Origin of the sequence: Paenibacillus harenae, assembly GCF_030812415.1 — a bacterium.
Classification (GTDB): Bacteria; Bacillota; Bacilli; order Paenibacillales; family Paenibacillaceae; genus Pristimantibacillus; species Pristimantibacillus harenae_A.
In genome coordinates this window covers 652,946-669,061 of sequence record NZ_JAUSST010000003.1, presented here as the reverse complement: position 1 = coordinate 669,061, position 16,116 = coordinate 652,946, and the positions used below count along the sequence as shown (strand labels likewise).

At 46.0% G+C, this 16,116-nt stretch carries 18 protein-coding genes and 1 pseudogene; 1 reads left to right on the top strand and 18 read right to left on the bottom strand.

Annotated elements, in window-relative coordinates; translation table 11 throughout:
- Positions 1-69: 69 nt before the first annotated feature.
- The 4 genes from J2T14_RS13070 to J2T14_RS13055 all read right to left on the bottom strand — a co-directional run bounded on the left by J2T14_RS13070 (position 70) and on the right by J2T14_RS13055 (position 3,118).
- Positions 70-1,083, bottom strand: coding sequence for a hypothetical protein (locus tag J2T14_RS13070; RefSeq protein ID WP_307471394.1), 1,014 nt, complete (start codon positions 1,081-1,083; stop codon positions 70-72).
- 226 nt (positions 1,084-1,309) lie between these two features.
- On the bottom strand, positions 1,310-1,771 hold the full coding sequence (locus tag J2T14_RS13065) for a DUF2269 family protein (protein WP_307471391.1): 462 nt from the start codon (positions 1,769-1,771) through the stop codon (positions 1,310-1,312).
- Between the two features lie 15 nt (positions 1,772-1,786).
- Complete coding sequence (locus J2T14_RS13060) at positions 1,787-2,515, bottom strand: NAD(P)-dependent oxidoreductase (RefSeq protein ID WP_307471954.1); 729 nt, start codon at positions 2,513-2,515, stop codon at positions 1,787-1,789.
- Between the two features lie 270 nt (positions 2,516-2,785).
- Entirely contained in the window at positions 2,786-3,118 is a 333-nt protein-coding gene (locus J2T14_RS13055; RefSeq protein WP_028612863.1) for a winged helix-turn-helix transcriptional regulator, read from the bottom strand.
- Positions 3,119-3,424: 306 nt separating this feature from the next.
- Between J2T14_RS13055 and J2T14_RS13050 the strand changes: the two genes are divergently transcribed.
- On the top strand, positions 3,425-4,303 hold the full coding sequence (locus tag J2T14_RS13050; protein WP_307471388.1) for an aminoglycoside phosphotransferase family protein: 879 nt from the start codon (positions 3,425-3,427) through the stop codon (positions 4,301-4,303).
- On the opposite strand, the gene J2T14_RS13045 is transcribed toward J2T14_RS13050, so the two are convergent.
- From J2T14_RS13045 to J2T14_RS30900, 14 genes and pseudogenes are all read right to left on the bottom strand, one after another.
- The gene (locus J2T14_RS13045) at positions 4,278-4,493 is read right to left on the bottom strand and encodes a tyrosine-type recombinase/integrase (RefSeq protein WP_307471386.1); all 216 of its coding nucleotides are present in this window, start codon (positions 4,491-4,493) and stop codon (positions 4,278-4,280) included. The genes J2T14_RS13050 and J2T14_RS13045 overlap by 26 nt on opposite strands.
- On the bottom strand, positions 4,490-4,612 hold the full coding sequence (locus tag J2T14_RS13040; RefSeq protein ID WP_307471384.1) for a hypothetical protein: 123 nt from the start codon (positions 4,610-4,612) through the stop codon (positions 4,490-4,492). Before J2T14_RS13040 ends, J2T14_RS13045 begins: the two co-directional genes overlap by 4 nt.
- Positions 4,613-4,912: 300 nt before the next feature.
- Entirely contained in the window at positions 4,913-5,209 is a 297-nt protein-coding gene (locus J2T14_RS13035) for a hypothetical protein (RefSeq protein WP_307202395.1), read from the bottom strand.
- 62 nt (positions 5,210-5,271) lie between these two features.
- A complete protein-coding gene (locus tag J2T14_RS13030; RefSeq protein ID WP_307202397.1) occupies positions 5,272-5,739 on the bottom strand; it encodes a hypothetical protein in 468 nt (155 codons plus the stop codon).
- A 258-nt stretch (positions 5,740-5,997) separates the two neighbouring features.
- Positions 5,998-6,576, bottom strand: a complete 579-nt coding sequence (locus J2T14_RS13025; protein WP_307471383.1) for a S26 family signal peptidase — start codon at positions 6,574-6,576, stop codon at positions 5,998-6,000.
- Between the two features lie 204 nt (positions 6,577-6,780).
- Positions 6,781-9,600, bottom strand: coding sequence for an S-layer homology domain-containing protein (locus J2T14_RS13020; protein WP_307471382.1), 2,820 nt, complete (start codon positions 9,598-9,600; stop codon positions 6,781-6,783).
- Between the two features lie 142 nt (positions 9,601-9,742).
- Complete coding sequence (locus J2T14_RS13015) at positions 9,743-9,952, bottom strand: serpin family protein (protein WP_307471379.1); 210 nt, start codon at positions 9,950-9,952, stop codon at positions 9,743-9,745.
- A 425-nt stretch (positions 9,953-10,377) separates the two neighbouring features.
- Positions 10,378-10,974 carry a hypothetical protein gene (locus J2T14_RS13010; RefSeq protein ID WP_307471376.1) on the bottom strand — a complete coding sequence of 199 codons (597 nt, stop codon included), beginning with the start codon at positions 10,972-10,974 and terminating at the stop codon, positions 10,378-10,380.
- A gap of 241 nt (positions 10,975-11,215) precedes the next feature.
- Complete coding sequence (locus tag J2T14_RS13005; protein WP_307471374.1) at positions 11,216-11,734, bottom strand: VanZ family protein; 519 nt, start codon at positions 11,732-11,734, stop codon at positions 11,216-11,218.
- Between the two features lie 120 nt (positions 11,735-11,854).
- A complete protein-coding gene (tnpA, locus tag J2T14_RS31090) occupies positions 11,855-12,148 on the bottom strand; it encodes an IS66 family insertion sequence element accessory protein TnpA (protein WP_444939711.1) in 294 nt (97 codons plus the stop codon).
- 336 nt (positions 12,149-12,484) lie between these two features.
- Positions 12,485-13,117, bottom strand: a complete 633-nt coding sequence (locus J2T14_RS13000; protein WP_307202411.1) for a nitroreductase family protein — start codon at positions 13,115-13,117, stop codon at positions 12,485-12,487.
- Positions 13,118-13,446: 329 nt separating this feature from the next.
- Positions 13,447-14,022, bottom strand: coding sequence for an NAD(P)H-dependent oxidoreductase (locus J2T14_RS12995; RefSeq protein ID WP_307471371.1), 576 nt, complete (start codon positions 14,020-14,022; stop codon positions 13,447-13,449).
- 151 nt (positions 14,023-14,173) lie between these two features.
- Positions 14,174-14,476, bottom strand: a complete 303-nt coding sequence (locus tag J2T14_RS12990) for an ArsR/SmtB family transcription factor (RefSeq protein ID WP_307471953.1) — start codon at positions 14,474-14,476, stop codon at positions 14,174-14,176.
- 150 nt (positions 14,477-14,626) lie between these two features.
- A pseudogene (locus tag J2T14_RS30900) lies at positions 14,627-15,226 on the bottom strand (chitinase N-terminal domain-containing protein); the annotation flags it as partial.
- Positions 15,227-16,116 lie beyond the last annotated feature (890 nt).

The following is a 16,116-nucleotide window of genomic DNA, read 5'->3' as shown; positions in this document are numbered from 1 at the left end:
TAGTTGGTTGAACATTCATTTTTTTGAATTCATGATTACTAGTCGTACATTAGGTAAGGTACCTCGTATTTAGTCCTCAACTCCTTCTACTTTAGGCATCCCGATCATCTCCCCGTTGCTCAGCAACACTTTTTTTCGGTCGGTATCGAACCGGATAGAGCCTTCTTTTTCGGGAGCGGTATCGTATTTTTGCCATTCGCCCGTCTGCCAATTTGCGTGATCCAGGGCCGATACCCAAAGCGTGGAAGAGTTATCCGGTACCAGATGGATCCATACGACGATTGCGGTTAGGTCATCGGATATTTTAATATCCAGAAACATCGTTTCGTAAAACGTTTCCTCAAGCAGTTCGTGCAAAACGCCATCCTCCGTTAATGCCGCAACGATAATCGGAGCCCCTAAACCGTTGATGGAGTTCACTTCGTGTCTGGAATCGAGCCTCAACACTTTCGTTATTTTATTGTTTTCATATAGAGTTTGAAAGAGCTTGCCGAAATCGGCTATTGCTCCCGTTTTACCATTAAACATGAGGAAATTCGGCGATTCGATTGCAAGAGCTTCCTGCACAAAAACATTTTGGCCTGACCAGAAGTAAGGGCCGATCTCTTCCATTCTATTGCTGGTTTCAAGCTCGATCACAGCATTTTCCTTGTTATCTCGTAAATGGAGCAAAGCCAGTTTTTCAGGACTTGTAATAATGGACGTATCGGAAAACCGGTAAATTAAGGAGTTTCCAGTTGGAGAGAGGATAGCTCCTCTTTTTTCGATAGCGGGATCTCCGAGCTCAATGGCTTCCCCAAGCGGGTCTACGCAATAAAGCTTGCCAAAGGCTTCATAAACGACCCCGCTGCCGGTTTCACCGAGATATATTGCTTTGCTTACGTCAAAGACTGAACTGTTGATTTGTTCAGACGTATCCGGTTCACGAGTCGGGAGAGAAGGCGTTTCTTGGTGTTGTTCCACGACTTGTTCCAAATTCAATTGGTCTTCTTCAACTGTTATATTGGTTTCTTCCTTTGTACAAGCAGACAGAAACGTCATTGCAAGAACAACCACACCAATAACTCGCATTAAATACTGCAATTTCCAAACCTCCTTTAATCTACAGACGGAATATACTAGTCTTAGTTGCAGTATTCAATTCCATCCGATAAACGAAAAAGGTAAAACTGCCCATGGGATCCTTTATGCAAAGAACTCTGCCTATATACGGAACAAAAGGCTGCCACGCGGCAGCCCTTTCGTTATTGATTTTTCCATTCCTAGACTGCTACCCGCGGGCCGATTGTTAATAAGCTTTACGGCTTCTTTAGAATGGCTTAAGGACCATAAGCACGGTTATGGCAATCATCAGCAGCTGTGACGCCGTCTCGATCGGTATGATCTTTCTCATCAATCGACCGAGCTCGGCGGGTAATTCATCCCCTTTGCTTTGACTTATAGATACAATCTCCATGATCTTTTTCATCCGCGGCCCGATCAATCCTTCGATCGTCGCGACCATGAGCAGCGATAAAAGGATCGATATATTTAGCCACAATTGGGACAACCCCAACTTGTTTATGATCATAAGCCAAACCCCGGTAATAATAAGTACGGCTCCGCCAATTTTAGGCAGGATGGCAAGCTTGTTCGTTACATCAAAAGCAAAGCGCAACTGGCCGGCGGTTCTAGCGGACCTTCGAATGAAGGGTACCACGAAAGCGGGACCGATTACCGCGATAGAAGCCAGTATATGAAAAACGAGGAGCCATCCAAACAAACTGATCATCTCCCTTCTTGCTCCTTAGCTCACCGGAATATCGTTTTGATAGGCGAGACCGACCCTTTTTCTCTTAAAAGGCCCTCCGAGCTCGATATGGTCCAGCATGCATTTCACGACATCATCATAAGCAACATCCAGCTCTTGAAGCCGGGTGAACAAGTAACCGGCTATATCGGCCTCGGAGAATTCCTTGATCGTCTTCGGAATTGATATGGGCAAGGTTTCCGTTGTCACATGCAGATGAACCGACGCCGAAGGCTCTATCGAATCAATCATAGTTCCCGGACACATAATTGACCAATCGAGCTCAGACTGTAGGAGTCGTTCAAAATTCCGGTTGTGATTTTTATACGCGGGCGGGAAGCCGGGCAGATTGTTGCCAATGAGGTCAGTATATGGAATATCCAGCAGGCCGGCACCTCCCATTACCCATACCCTCCCGGAAAAACTAGGGTTGATTTCACATTGGCTTATAATGTTATCAACGAGTCGAATAAACTCATCTCCTTGACCTGCATGGCCGGCAGCAATAATAGCGACGTCTTGATGCGAGAGCGCCTCGCCGACGCTTACTGGGTTTATGATATCGTCCACGACTACCTTCACATGTTTGGCTGAACCCTCTCCTTGCTGTTCATAAAACTTCTCGGAGTTTCGAACGAATGCTGTCATTTCATGTCCCATTTTACCCCCTTGCTCCAGCGCTCTTCTTCCCGTATTTCCCGTTGCTCCGAAAACAATAATTTTCATCATTTTTTCCTCCTTTTATAAATGACTCCCGATAGTTCATCTCTGGATTGACTCAAGCTTAGCATCGTTTAAAAATCTTGATAAGAACCCACTTTAATGTAGGGTCCTTACTTAAAAGTAAGCATTGAGCAGAAAGGGTTATCCATGTTGGTCCACGGCGAAAATCGTAAAGGAATATTGACTGTAAATAGCAAAAGCTGCCAGGGCAAATCCCGTGGCAGCTTTTGTTATGAGTCCTTGAATTCGTGTGCAAATGAATTGAATCAAGCTTTAAGAAGCAGATTCTTCATATTTCCGCTTATTATGGTTTTCTCCCCAAGCACACATGACTTCTGCTACAGGAATCAATGTTTTACCATATTCACTAAGGGAATATTCTACTTTTGGAGGGACGGTGGGGTAGACCGTTCTATCGATTATGCCCTCTCGTTCCAGGTCCCGTAGATGTTGCGAAAGCATTTTTTGAGATACATCAGGTATAAGCTTTTCCAGATCGTTGAATCGTTTATTGGATTGTATCAAATGCCATAAAATCATTGGTTTCCATTTGCCGCCTAGAACATGAATGATTGTCTCCATTGGACATTCAAGCTGATGAATCATTAATAAATCATCCCCTTACCTTTAAGTAAGTTCATTACCTTAAAGTATACACTTAACAAAATTTTACAGGTTATTTGCAATCCGGTCAACAAGAAAAACTAATTTCATTTCGGATATCAGACGTTCCAGAGGAAAAGGGGACATAAAGCGGTATTCATATTACACCCGGAATGAATCGTGGTTCACTGCGCTGTCTGTAACGGCAAGTTTTTTAAAATTGTTTTATCCTTTGATACGGTCTAGGCGAATTGTTATGATTTATATACGATTACGATCCATCAACTTTTGCGGAAAGAGGCGAACGACATGTTTAATATTACTACTGAACTGGTACGTCAATTAATCAACAACCAATTTCCTGAATGGAAGGACTTAGAAATAATTCCCGTAGAAAAAAGCGGACACGATAACCGAACCTATCGGCTGGGAAGCGAAATGACGGTTCGTCTACCGAGCCATGAAAGGTACGCTTCGGCTGTTGAGAAAGAACTGACGTGGCTTCCTGTTTTCAAGCCTCATCTGTCCTTGTCCATTCCGGTTCCTGTTGTACAAGGCGAACCGACGAACGAATATCCCCTTCCATGGTCCGTCAACCGATGGATTGAAGGTGATACCGTCACGCATGCCAACATACTCGATTTAAACGGATTTGCCGAAGACCTCGCGAGCTTCCTGAAAGAATTAGAAGCGATCGATGCAAGCCACGGCATACCAGCAGGCATACAAAACTTTCATCGCGGGGGAAACTTAGCGGTTTACGATCAAGATACAAGGTCCGTCATTGACAAGCTATCCCGCGAATACGATCAAAAACTCTTAACGGAAATATGGGAGCTCGCCCTGGCGACGAGATATCAATCAGCACCGCTATGGCTGCACGGTGACGTGGCAGTAAACAATCTGCTTGTGCGAAATGGACGACTGTGCGGTGTCATTGATTTCGGAACTATGGGTGTTGGCGATCCTTCAAGCGATCTTGTAATGGCATGGAACTTTTTTGATGACGTAAGTCGTGAAAGATTCCTGGGCCGCATGAATTTTGACAAGGATACTGTTAATCGCGCACGCGGTTGGGCATTGTGGAAAGCACTCATCACCTATGCTTGGAATGAACCAACCTCGGAAGCCTCGAACTGGGGAAAACATGTGATCGATGTCATTATTCGAGACTACAAATCACTATAAACGCATGAACCGCCGGGGCCCGTACCGAAACTTCTCTCTGCTTCGAGCCCTTGCCGTTCACAATTGCAAAACAATTCTCCCAGCTGAGGTCCTCGATGTTTATCTTCTCCGCCTCCCTAACCCGGCAGCCGGTACAGTAAAGAAACTCAAGCAGCGCTCTTTCTCTGAGTGACTGACAAGAGATCTTCAAGCGAAAAAGAGAACGAGCAAAACGAATTCGATGCTATGTTGCTTGGCCTCAACTGCTCTGCCTTGTTTTGCCAAGTACTCGTCAGCCTCATACAACCTCCACAACTCACTTAAGTTCATAACAAAACCTCCCTTTAGAAACTATTAAATCTAGTTTGCTTCTAACGAGAGGTTTTAATCTGCTTGCTGTTTCGATCTAGCGTTCCACGATAGCAGAATAAGAAGATTAATGGAGAAGCAACATTCGTACTTCCTCTAAGTTCTTAAACTCTTGATTAAACTCATCATTGTCGCATTTCCTATGATTGTCCGGTTATGATGTTTATTTTAGATTGAATGTCCGTTCGTAAGAATGCCAGCACCTGCTCATCCATGTGTTATTCAACTATCTTTACCCGCCGTTTAATCTATTGTTGCAAACTATAAGACCTTAACTGTAGCAACCTCTCTGCCAGCCCATAATCTAAAGGCGTATCCATTGACTAGATCTTGCCAAGGCGCATCATCGACTATAAATCGTACATCCGCATATGTATCCCAAGTGCCTTCAATCCGACCTGTAATTCTGACGGATACGGTCCAAGTTTCACCGGTGAACTGTTTACCCTCAATGCTCCCGTAGTTTACGATTAGATCTTGCAGCCAAATATTACAGAGATACTTGCTTGGATCCTTCTCCCATGTAATGAGCGCTTTCACTGAACGTATTGCTTCCATAATCGACCCCCTTGTTCAGAACAACATGATTGGCTAGGGTTTAGCTATCGTTCCTCATAAGTTCAACAATATTTTTCCTTCAAAATCCTCAAGTATTTAGCATCAATTCCAGTAATATTAGAGATAGTTGTTATTTCTAGCCCCACTTTAATGGAATTTCGAGCAACTCTTAAAAAATGTTTTATCTCTAAAATTCTATCTTTAGATAAGACATCATCAAAATCTAAATATTCGTCGGCAACCTCCCCATCTAAACTAAATTCAATGTCGAAAGTACCGATGTGCATTTCCAAATAAAATATATTAATAGAACAAATTATAACTGCCTCACCAGCATTAAAATTAAATTTCAGATAAATTGCTCGTTCTTCTACACTTATGAATTCATCATACAACTTACCATGAAATGTCTTGAGATAATCCTCTCTTTCTTCTTCACGCCATTTACTAAAGATTCTCCAAAAACCATCAACTGTTTGTTTAATTGCATCATGGCTAGCTTCCCAATCAAGCAAGGTTTTTTTGTTCACAAAAATTCCTCCTAATGTGGTTGAATGACTGCCCTAACTCGGATATCAATTAATTCAGAGTTTTCATTAAAACCAAAAAAGACTTGGACATCTGTGATAAAGCTATCGTTCCCCGTTTGCTTAATGGACTGTTCGTCATTGATACGGAATCATAGGAGAATTAATTATAAAATAAAACCACCAAAATAATAGAAAGGGGATACAACAAGTAATTAATATTAATATAACAATAACTTTACTTTTTATTTGTCTTTTCATTTATAACCTCCGGTAAGCTAATATCTTAGTTCCTTTTTTGAGGAAAGGTTCAACATCCTTCATACTGGCTTGGCATGCCTCGTCGCAAACGCCAGTGCCCGGTCGACTAATGTTTTTAAAAAATGCTTCCTCATCTTCTCCCCACATTAGCGCTTTGCCGTAAAACGTATCGAGCTTCTTATTGTCGTTAAAAATCTGCCCATCCCGTATCTCGATTGCTTCGCCGGGCAGAGCCACGACACGAGCGATATCATACTCCGGCGGTTGCCAGCCTGGGTTTGTGCCTGGGAATACCTTCGCTACGTCTAAAGGCGGAGTTTTATAGTAAACGACGTCCCCTCTCTGTAGCGGCTGCTCCAGTTCATTAAGTACAAGCTTGCCGGAAAACTCGCTCATAAAGGCCATGTCCATCCCCTTTAAGTCGTAGTCAATCGTCCACATACCCGTCTTCATTTCGATGACGGGCGGTTCTTTGACCGTTCGGCGATCTTCTACTCGTTCCTCCGTACATGCGGTGAGCAAGCCAGCCAGCATGCCGAGTCCTGCAATGTCACGGAGGGCCTCATTCCAACGGCTCAAACTAGCACCTCCTGCATAGTCTTTGGTTTTAATTAAGAGTATAATGCCAATCACCATTTATTGGAACTATCCTCCCGTTCAACAAAAAGGCAGCCGATCGTATTTGCCGGCTGCCGCTGTGTTGTTACTAGCTGATGGTTATCGGGTAGATATAACATCTGCCCAACCTCTCGAAGCTTACAATAATCCATTAACTCTCACGCCTTATTTTTGGCTGAAATTGTAATAAAACTTCGGCCGTTCCCCTAGAATAACTTTGTAGATGTCGTAGTTGGTTGCCATAATCCCTTTCAGGTATTCCTTATAAGGACGGTCAGCGACATTCACAAGGCCTGAGTTATAGTGTTCTCCCCAAACTCCCTGCCAATATCTACCAAGACCTGCTTGGTCCACATAATTGAACACATGAGCGCCGACAATGTAGTCCATACTGGCTACCCCCTCCACATAATTCCGGTAGCGCAGTCCCCTCTCGGACTGGTTCACGGCCCCATTTGGAAGGAGAGACTCCAATCCTTGTTCCGTCGTACTGTAACCGAATTCGCTGATCAGAATCGGTTTGCCGCCCGATTTCGTGTACACATCTTCCAGAAGATCGGGTTCTATCATGTAGCTGTAGTAGTTGATACTGATGACATCCACGTATTTCCCTTCCACCTCTGCCATAACGCTCCGAAACTTCTCATTGTAGAACGGCGTCGTTAACCAGCGGTCTCCGAGAAGAAGATGATTCGAATCATATTTGCGGTAGAGCCGCGAAACCGTTCCGTAGAACGTATCCAGATAATACCTGAAAAAGGCGTCCATATCGCGCCAAGCCTGCGATGTCTCGATCGGCAGCTCCGCTTCTTTCAAGTCTTCAAAGGATTCGAAGCTCGTCGCCCAATTGCTGTTGAATTTGTCTATGTCTTGATATTTATCCTTCAGCCTTTTAACCCAATGTCCTTTGATCGCCGCTTTGCTTGCCTTCAGCTTCGGCACATGGGAATAAAACTTGTGGTAATCGTATTCGTTGTCGATGAAATACCCGATCAGCATCGGATCGTCCTTGCTCGGCTTAACTGCTTTAGCAAACGCCGCATCGAGCTTGGCTGCCGCATCCGGCGCAAAAATATCGAATAGCGAAATCCCGTCTATCTTAGCCCAGCTCATGCTGCTCAGCGGAAGCATCCGCATGTAAGGCAAATTGCTCTCATTGCCGTATTTGTCAGGTGAAAAGCCTCCCGCACTGTTAAATCCCCATTTTTTGATTCGCCCGACCGCTTCGGAATAGATTGCATGCTCGGTTGGAACGACCCCTGTTTTCCGGTATTTGTTCGCCAAATAGAACGAAAAATTATCGGTCCCTTTATAAGCCGTTTTATATTCCTCCTGAATAGATGGAATCGATTCGAACAACTCCTCCCGCCCCTTAACCATCGTATAGGTTTCATTGGCCGTAAGTCCGTTCACACCTAAACTGAAGAAGAGATTGCCTTCGGGCGTAGTCATCACCTTGCGGCTTCCCATCTGCTGAATGGCAAAAAAGCCCTTTTTTTGCAATCCGTATTTTGCCGCACTGCCTGCCAGGCCACCGTAACGGTCCCGGTTCGAAGGTGGCGTTAAAGCGCCGTAATAGGAGGCGTCTGCCTTGGCATCCGCTTCCAGCTGCTGCTCGGTTGTCACCTTCCCTGGAAAATTAGCCGATATCATTTGGCCGAACCTGTCCACTTGAATTTTATTGCTTGCGTTGAACGTATACTTACGGATTGGACTTGGATCCATGCCATCCTTGAGGGCATAGGTTTCGAGCACGCTGAACCCCGTAAGCTGGAACGGCTTAGTGTAGAGCTGAAGCGCAGGGGAGTTGTCCTTGCGGTAATAGATTCGGGCGCCTGGGGTCGCCGAAGACAGCTCGACCTGAAGAGATTCGGCGTTTCGGGACGACTTAACGTCGACGGAAGCGGTGCTTCGATTGATCGATACCCTGGAAAGCTGCGGCGACCAGGATTTGGCGGCTCCGTTCAGCACGATTTTCAAATAGCGCATCCCTGCCGGCAGCGAAGAAGCTTCAGTGGCGTACTGCTGCCAATCGGCCGAAGGATTGCCGACCGGATAGGTTTTGACTTGTATTTCCTGATACGATTTCCCGTCTGCCGAGGCGAATATCTTGCTTTTTTCCAGTTCAATTTTGGTAAAAAAATAGCTGTAAAAGAGCACAGACGTTATATCGTATTTCGTATGGTAAACGATGTTACCCGGCGCCGTCGATGTTCGCGCCATCCGTTTCGTATCGCTGCCGAAGTAAGCGGGATGGTCCGTAGCGATGTACATATTCACGCGGCTCGTCATCAGTTTGAAGCTTTCGAGCGGATCGTAAAGCCCTAAGGACGGCCCCGGCACATCGGCCGCCGACAGACTGCCGGGAACCTCTTTTATCGACAGGTCGATTAAGGCGGCTGCTTCCTCACGGGTCATCGAGTCCTGCGGCCGGTACGACCACACGCCTGAATCTTGGGTAACGTCCGAACCGTACCAGCCGTGAGCAATAATGCCGCTGATTCCTTCCAAGGCCCAGGTATCCGGCTTATCGTTGAATTTCAGCGCGCTGCCCGGAGCGAGACCCTGTTTTTTGGCATACCGCCATACCATAGCAGAGGCTTCTTCGCGTTTAACCGGCTCATTCGGCGAAAAAGTCGTATCGGAAGTGCCGCTCACGATGCCCGCCTGATAGGCAGCGCGTATATAGGCGGCTGCCCAGTGATCCCGGATATCCGGGAAGGGCGCCGTTCCTCCTTGGTCCTTCAGCTGAAAAGCGACAGAGACGAATTTGGCAAACTGGGCGCGGGTCAGCGTCTGTTTCGGACCGTAAATTCCTTCGGCGATTCCGTCCACTATGCCAAGCGTCTTCAAGTCGTGAATATAAGCAAAATAGGGACTTGTATCCGGCACGTCTTTAAAATCCGCCGTCGCTGCGCCGATTCCCGTGCACGGCAATAAAGCAATCGCGATCATCGCGGCGGCTGCAATCGAAAATTTTCTCATCCAGGATCCTCTCTTACTAAATTTTTCCTCTTTCATTATAAATATCGGGCCTGTCGCAAGATTTGGGGGGGGAGAAAAATAATAATTTGCTCGAAATTTTCCTCAAGAGACGTGGAATCAGCGTTAAAATTTGATAACTGCTTCAATGGCTAAGAGCAAGTCGCTGCGGCGCCTCCTCTATTGATAATGATTTCGACATTGTACCGGTCGAACCGTCTTCGATCGTGAAGAAGAACGGCCTGTTTACGTCCATAGTGAAGGAGTGAGTAGCCGACTCCGCTTTCACTTCCACCGATGTAACCGCAAACGATTCAGTCCCTTTCTCATTAACTTCGATAAACGCCAGAAGCAATTTATCATCCTAGACGGGTGATAATACCGATATGTTGCAATAGACGTGAGAACCAAAATAGAGCCGATCGTTCCACTAAACTGCCAGATGACTTAACAAAGAAAGGGAAATTCATCAGGATATCGTCCTTAAAAAAGAATCTAACAAATGGATAGACATCTTCGCTTAATATGGATATTTCTTTAGTTCCATCTTTCACCGCCAGGTTCATTTACCTCTTTATTAAGTCCGAGCTCTACCATCTGCTCTTTGGTCCAATTCGGGCGTATGTTTCAGATGGCGCCGGTGTACTTGTTTCATATAAGGCTGTGCTTTCTTTAGGAGATGGTGATATGTATGACGGAGTGGGACTAGTCTTCGTGGATGAATTAGAACTGCACGAACTTAATACGATTGAGGAAAGTAATATGAGAATAACTAACTTGTTAATTTCCTCCAATATGAAAGACACCAATGACGGTTTTACCATCAACGTCGTATAGAGGGATATCATATCCACCTGGGGGTCTACTGTTTTGTATGGCTAGTGCTTTTTCGGGTGTCTTAGGCTGCTCACCGTCTAAATCTTTTTTCAGCACATATCCTGCAGTGCCATCCACACCTATAGCACTGATTAATTCAGGTTCCGTTTCAGTAGCATCTGCGCTAGAACCGTATGTCTGTCCGTTTTTATTTTTAGGATAGTTCATATTCTTAGCGCTAATATGAAAAGAACCAATTACGGTTTTCCCATCAACATCATACAGTGGTACATCGCCAGGCTTACCGAGAAAATCTTTTTTCAGTAAATACCCTTTAATGCCATTCACACTTCCTGCATGGATTAAATCAGGTAGCATATCAACGGAGGTGGCTTCTTCATCAGAACTGAATGTCTGTCCATGTTCATTTTTAGGATAGTAAGGAGAATTTGTGTGGCTTTCATTAGTCATACTTTTAGCAAATACCATTACACCTCCCACTACACATACGATAGAAACCATACCAATCAATATTCTAATGCCTTTAGAATACATCTTCACATTTGTTCACTCCTAAAAGTTTTCTCGCTCTAATGGAATGTTGCGCGATCAGCACGGCCAGCTCTCCTGGCTTCCTTCAGCTCGCTTCCGGATCTCCTTCATCCGGCGTATAGTTGACCAGCTGCTGCGCAGCCTAAAAACAACATCTTATCTCTCGATAAGGAACGGCTGCTTTTTCAGCCAAGTCATCTGTCAAGGGCTGTCGCAGGGGTCATGGAAAGGTTGAGCAATAACTTCCATTCTACTTCCGCAGGAATTTCCAAAGCCTGGCTAAAGCAAGAAACAATAAGCAGATGGACAAGCCGATGCATCCCCCCGTAAAATCCAATAAGATATCCGTCGTATTCCCCGTCCGGTGCTCGGACCTGAGCTGATTCCATTCATCCACAGCCGGCACCACAATGACAACCAATAGCGTCACCAGAATCGCGCGGAATACGCGGCGAGTATTGAACGAACGCACGAACATAAAGAATATAGAGGCAAATGTGGCGTAAACAAACAGATGCGCGCCTTTGCGAAAGAGAAATTCGATAAATTTGTATGGATTTGAATGCGAATTTACCGTAGTATACCGATATTTAATCGTTATATCGGGCAGCCACCTGACCAAATCCTGAAAGCTGAAAAATCGGAGTAACAAGGGTTGTATACTTTGCTGTTCATACGATTGGGATGAGAATACGAAGACAAGCGTGAGCCACGCTGCAAGCAATATTCCCCAACACAGGGCAGGTAGCCACCGAACCGTGTTTTTCATCAATAAACGCACCTCCATTGAAACCTATCCTCTCTATCATACTTGATAATATAAGGATGAACAAAATAGGGTTTGTTTTTTGGCAAACACAAATAAGGAAGCATAGTTAAGCCGTAAGCGTCACATAACCCCGAATTTGCCCATGCCTATCCCAAGAAACAACAAGTCCAAAGAAGGAGCAGAAAAAACGCTGCCCGGTGGATCAACAGCGGCAAGAGGTATAAACTGTACTGGAGAAGTCTTTGGGTCTGGAGTAGTCTGGGGTGAACCACGTTTTATTTTGTAAAGCCAATATTTCAATTGTTCGACAGAGCATTCATTTGCGTTGCACCAAGCTTTCATTGTGAGGCCACTTGCCCGATAGGCTGCGATGCGTGCTTGCCAATCTTGTTTGCGTTGTTCTTTAGCATTTATGAGATATCCTCCATACTCAGGTTAAACTCATGATCTCATAGCGAGCGTAGTAGTTGAAGGTGGGAAGAGTTTGACGCTTACGTTTATCATGTTGAGCTTAACTAAAAATGTTCAACACTTTTCTAAACTAGCCTGCCAGTTCACTTAACGAAAAAAGGGAGCAGCCGCCGCAGCAACTACTCCTGTTTGTTCAACTATAGTCACCAGTTAGCATTCCCGTAGATGGATTAATTTCGTCTTTGAAAATGGAAAAAGCTCGCACGTACGGTGAATTTTCGAGGGATGGCCATCTGGAATCCACTTTCCTTTTCAAACGTGGCATCGCGGCCAGAACGGTTAGAACGTGTTGGAAACGGTAACCTGATCCAAAGCGAGTCTTGAGGACGGTCTGGCTGGTGTGGCGGCTAAGCCTACGCTGATCAACATAACAGGCACGTAACGCTCAGGTATATTGAATTCTTTAACAAAACGAGCGGCGTCGTATCCCCCCATCGGGCATGTATCATATCCAATTGCCTTCGCAGCGATCATCAACTGCATGGCAGCAAGCGAAGCGTTCCGAATCGCTTCATCGCGGGCAACTTGGGGGTGTTGGTAAGCCCCTTCGATTTGACCGGCAAGCGTATCTTTAAGTTCTTTAGTCATATGGCCTGCAGCAACAAGAGGACCAAACACGGGCTCGACATTTTTGTTCGCTTCCAGGTCGCCAAGAACTGCAATAACGACAGAACTATCAACAATTTGTTTTTGGCCGTATGCAATCGGGTGCAGCTTTTCTTTGTATGCTTGCTCCTCGATAACGACGAATTTCCAATGCTGCAAATTCCAAGCGGAAGGTGCTTGTGAAGCAGATAGGAGCAATTGTTCCAGATGCTCCTTAGGCATTTTATGCCCGGCTTGATATTCTTTGACCGAGTGACGTTCTGCGAGAACTTTCAAAACTTCCGATTGCACATTTTGTTGACTCATTTTGTTTTCCTCCAAATATGGTTTTTTGTTTAGTATCTTACTATAGCGATAATGCCATTCAGCATTTCGCAAGAAAAGCCAAGCCAGCTTTTATGTAAGCGCGCCTCAACTGTAATAAACGAAATAACAGTTTAATTTGATATTAAAGGCTATCGATTCAGATGTCAAGAGTTAGGTATTTTAACATGCTTGAAAACAAAATCACCCTGTAGCAAACTGCTCTGTATTTTACCGCGAAAAAAGAAGTGGGGTACGATTTAAACTAAACTATCCTCCAGATAGTTATAAATGCTGATTAACTGATCGTCATTAAATTATAAAAGGCTCAGCTATCGCCTTTTGAGCGGGAGAGTGCGGGTCCTCTCCACATAGTCGGCGTAATCCATAGCATACTTCTCCAATTGGTCATCACTTACTTCTCGAATTCCGCTCACTACAAAGTGCCGGCGGTAGATCATCCCCGTCAGATTAGCAGACTGCTGAAACGGACGAAGCAATTCGCTGTAAGAGTAATTGTGAAAACCTCCGGCTTCGTACATGCTTCGAGCGCCTCCTGAAGAGATGGCGATAAGCAGCTCCTTTCCCTTCAGTTTATCGCCGCTATTGCCGTGAGCAAAGCCAAGCTCGAATACTTCATCCATCCATTTTTTCAGCAAGGAAGGCGAGCTGTACCAGTAAAAAGGAAATTGAAGCACGATACGGTCGTGAGCCAGTAATAGCGCTTGTTCGCGAGCAACATCGATCTTTTCATCTGGATAAGTCTCGTACAGCCGGTGAACTGTAACATTTCCTCTTCGTTCAAGCTCGGACGTCAATCTTTTGTTAATTCGGGACGTCTTCAAATCCGGATGAGCAACAATAACGAGCGTTGCGGCATTGCCGGACGGGTTAGTATGGTTGGACATATTGAACAGCTCCTTCATTTCATAAATTAGACATTTCTAGAAATATCGATTTTTTGGGGTGAAATAAATTAATCCAGTTACAAATCCCGAAATATCGATATGTTTTTTTATATAAAAACTGAATTCAATAGCTGAATCCAGTCTTTATTATCTATATGTCTTGCTGAATGTAGGAAGCAATTTGTTTTATTGCTTCTTCATCTCTTTTGTAATATGTCCATTTTCCCAGTCGAGTTGCATGTACAAGCCCCGCCCGCTGTAAGACAGACAAATATTGAGATGTTGTTGATTGGGTCATATTCAGTTTTGTTGTAATCTGACTAACGCATACCCCAACCTCGATCAGATCAACCCCTCCCTGGGATCCAAAATGGGAATTAGGATCTTTTAACCACTCCAGGATTTGAAGACGTGCTTCATTAGACAATGCCTTAAATACTTCAATCGGCTCAATATGTTTCATGATTATTATTATATCGTTGTTTCGCGATATGTCAACGTATATACTCCTACCTGATCGTTAAAAAAGAGAAGCCCCCAATCTCCAAAGCGGGATTCGATTGGGGACTTCCGACTATGTTTCTTTACCGGTTGTCTGTGTTGATCAACCTTCTTGCTGTTTTACGGTAATGGTGATCGTCTCGCTGCTCGTCTCGCCCGCAGCATTGATCAATACAGCGCGGTACTCGTATACGCCCGGCGCCCTGCCGGAAATATTCGTTAATGCCTCCTGGGCGTTCGGCGTCGCTTCTGTCATCGGCTTCGTGTCTATCAATACGCCGTTCTCGTACAGGCGGTATTCGGAACCGTTCGTTCCCCACCACATGTTCATCGTGACGTCGTAGCTGCCGTCGCCGTCCCAGTCGTTATGGGACAAGACCGGTTTACCCGGCGCGGCGTCGGTGACGGTGACGACAAGAGGGTCGCATTTCGTGGAGCCGAAGACATTCGTCAGCTCACAGGTGTACGTGTACGCTCCGTTCGCTTTGCCTGTAATATCGGTCTTCACGGTTTGCGCCTGCGGCGAGTTGTCCGTGAGCTTCTGCGTGGAGATCAGCTTGCCGTTTTCGTACAGCTTGAATTCGGTGCCGTTGTTTCCCCACCACAGGTTCATCGTGACGGTATAACTGCCGTCCTTCAGGCTCGTGTCATGCCCGTTGTTGTCGGACAGCACCGGTTTACCCGGTGCCCCACCGGCAAGCGGCGTCACATCGTGCAGCCACTGCGCCCATCGGACGAGCACCGCCGCCTGCTCGGCCGTGAACACTTTGGCGCTCTGCTTGTTCACTTCCGTGATATATGCTTGCAACAACTTGCGGGCTTCGGCGCCTTTCTTTTCGGCGGCTTTCGCTTCAGCAGCCGCCAGCTTCTGCTGAAGCGATGCTACGACTTGCTGCGCACCCGCCGCGCCTGTCTCGGCCGCGAAAGTGCCGGTCAGTGCGGACAGGCTATCGAACGTCGCCACTACGCTGTACGAATGTTCGGCCGATCCGCGGTGTCCCGCGGCGTCATCCGCTTCCGCCGTCACCTTATGAAGACCCGGCTCAAGCGTATACGCCTTGACGTCCACTAGCGTGGCGTCGCATGGCGAGTAGGTCACGCCGGATACGATGTCAACCGCACTGCACGTGATGTTGACCGTTTGATCAATCGTATAGGACGTTTCCCCGATGACAGCCACCTGAGGAGCAGTCAAATCGATTTTGACATCTACCGATTTCGGATAAACCGATTCGGTTACCGTTACAGGACGATAAAGCATTTGGTTCTGCCCTTCACGGCCTACGGTAACAGGCGCGTCATAAGCGCTCCAGCTGCTTCCGCCGTCAACGCTGATCTGCACATTCCCATAGGCCGACAACGTCACGGTTACGGGCGTCGTATACCATCCGTTCAGGCCGTTCGGTGCGGACGGATCGAGCGAAGCCGTAATCTTGAGCTCCAGTCCTTCCAATGCTTTCAACAGATTTGCGGCCGCCGCATCGATCTCGACCTGGGCTGCATCGGCATTGTCGTACGCCGCTTGTGCCGCCGAAACCTCCGCCTGAAGCGCCGCAATGCTTTCCGCCGTAAAATGCTCGGCATTAATGGCTG

Coding starts and splice junctions, on each gene's coding strand:
- J2T14_RS13065 (WP_307471391.1), bottom strand. CDS start 1,771: ATGATCAGTTTGTTTGGATGGCTCCTCGTTTTTCATATACTGGCTTCT.
- J2T14_RS13060 (WP_307471954.1), bottom strand. CDS start 2,515: ATGAAAATTATTGTTTTCGGAGCAACGGGAAATACGGGAAGAAGAGCG.
- J2T14_RS13055 (WP_028612863.1), bottom strand. CDS start 3,118: ATGATTCATCAGCTTGAATGTCCAATGGAGACAATCATTCATGTTCTA.
- J2T14_RS13050 (WP_307471388.1), top strand. CDS start 3,425: ATGTTTAATATTACTACTGAACTGGTACGTCAATTAATCAACAACCAA.
- J2T14_RS13040 (WP_307471384.1), bottom strand. CDS start 4,612: ATGAACTTAAGTGAGTTGTGGAGGTTGTATGAGGCTGACGAGTACTTG.
- J2T14_RS13035 (WP_307202395.1), bottom strand. CDS start 5,209: ATGGAAGCAATACGTTCAGTGAAAGCGCTCATTACATGGGAGAAGGAT.
- J2T14_RS13020 (WP_307471382.1), bottom strand. CDS start 9,600: ATGAGAAAATTTTCGATTGCAGCCGCCGCGATGATCGCGATTGCTTTA.
- J2T14_RS13005 (WP_307471374.1), bottom strand. CDS start 11,734: ATGAAAAACACGGTTCGGTGGCTACCTGCCCTGTGTTGGGGAATATTG.
- J2T14_RS13000 (WP_307202411.1), bottom strand. CDS start 13,117: ATGAGTCAACAAAATGTGCAATCGGAAGTTTTGAAAGTTCTCGCAGAA.
- J2T14_RS12995 (WP_307471371.1), bottom strand. CDS start 14,022: ATGTCCAACCATACTAACCCGTCCGGCAATGCCGCAACGCTCGTTATT.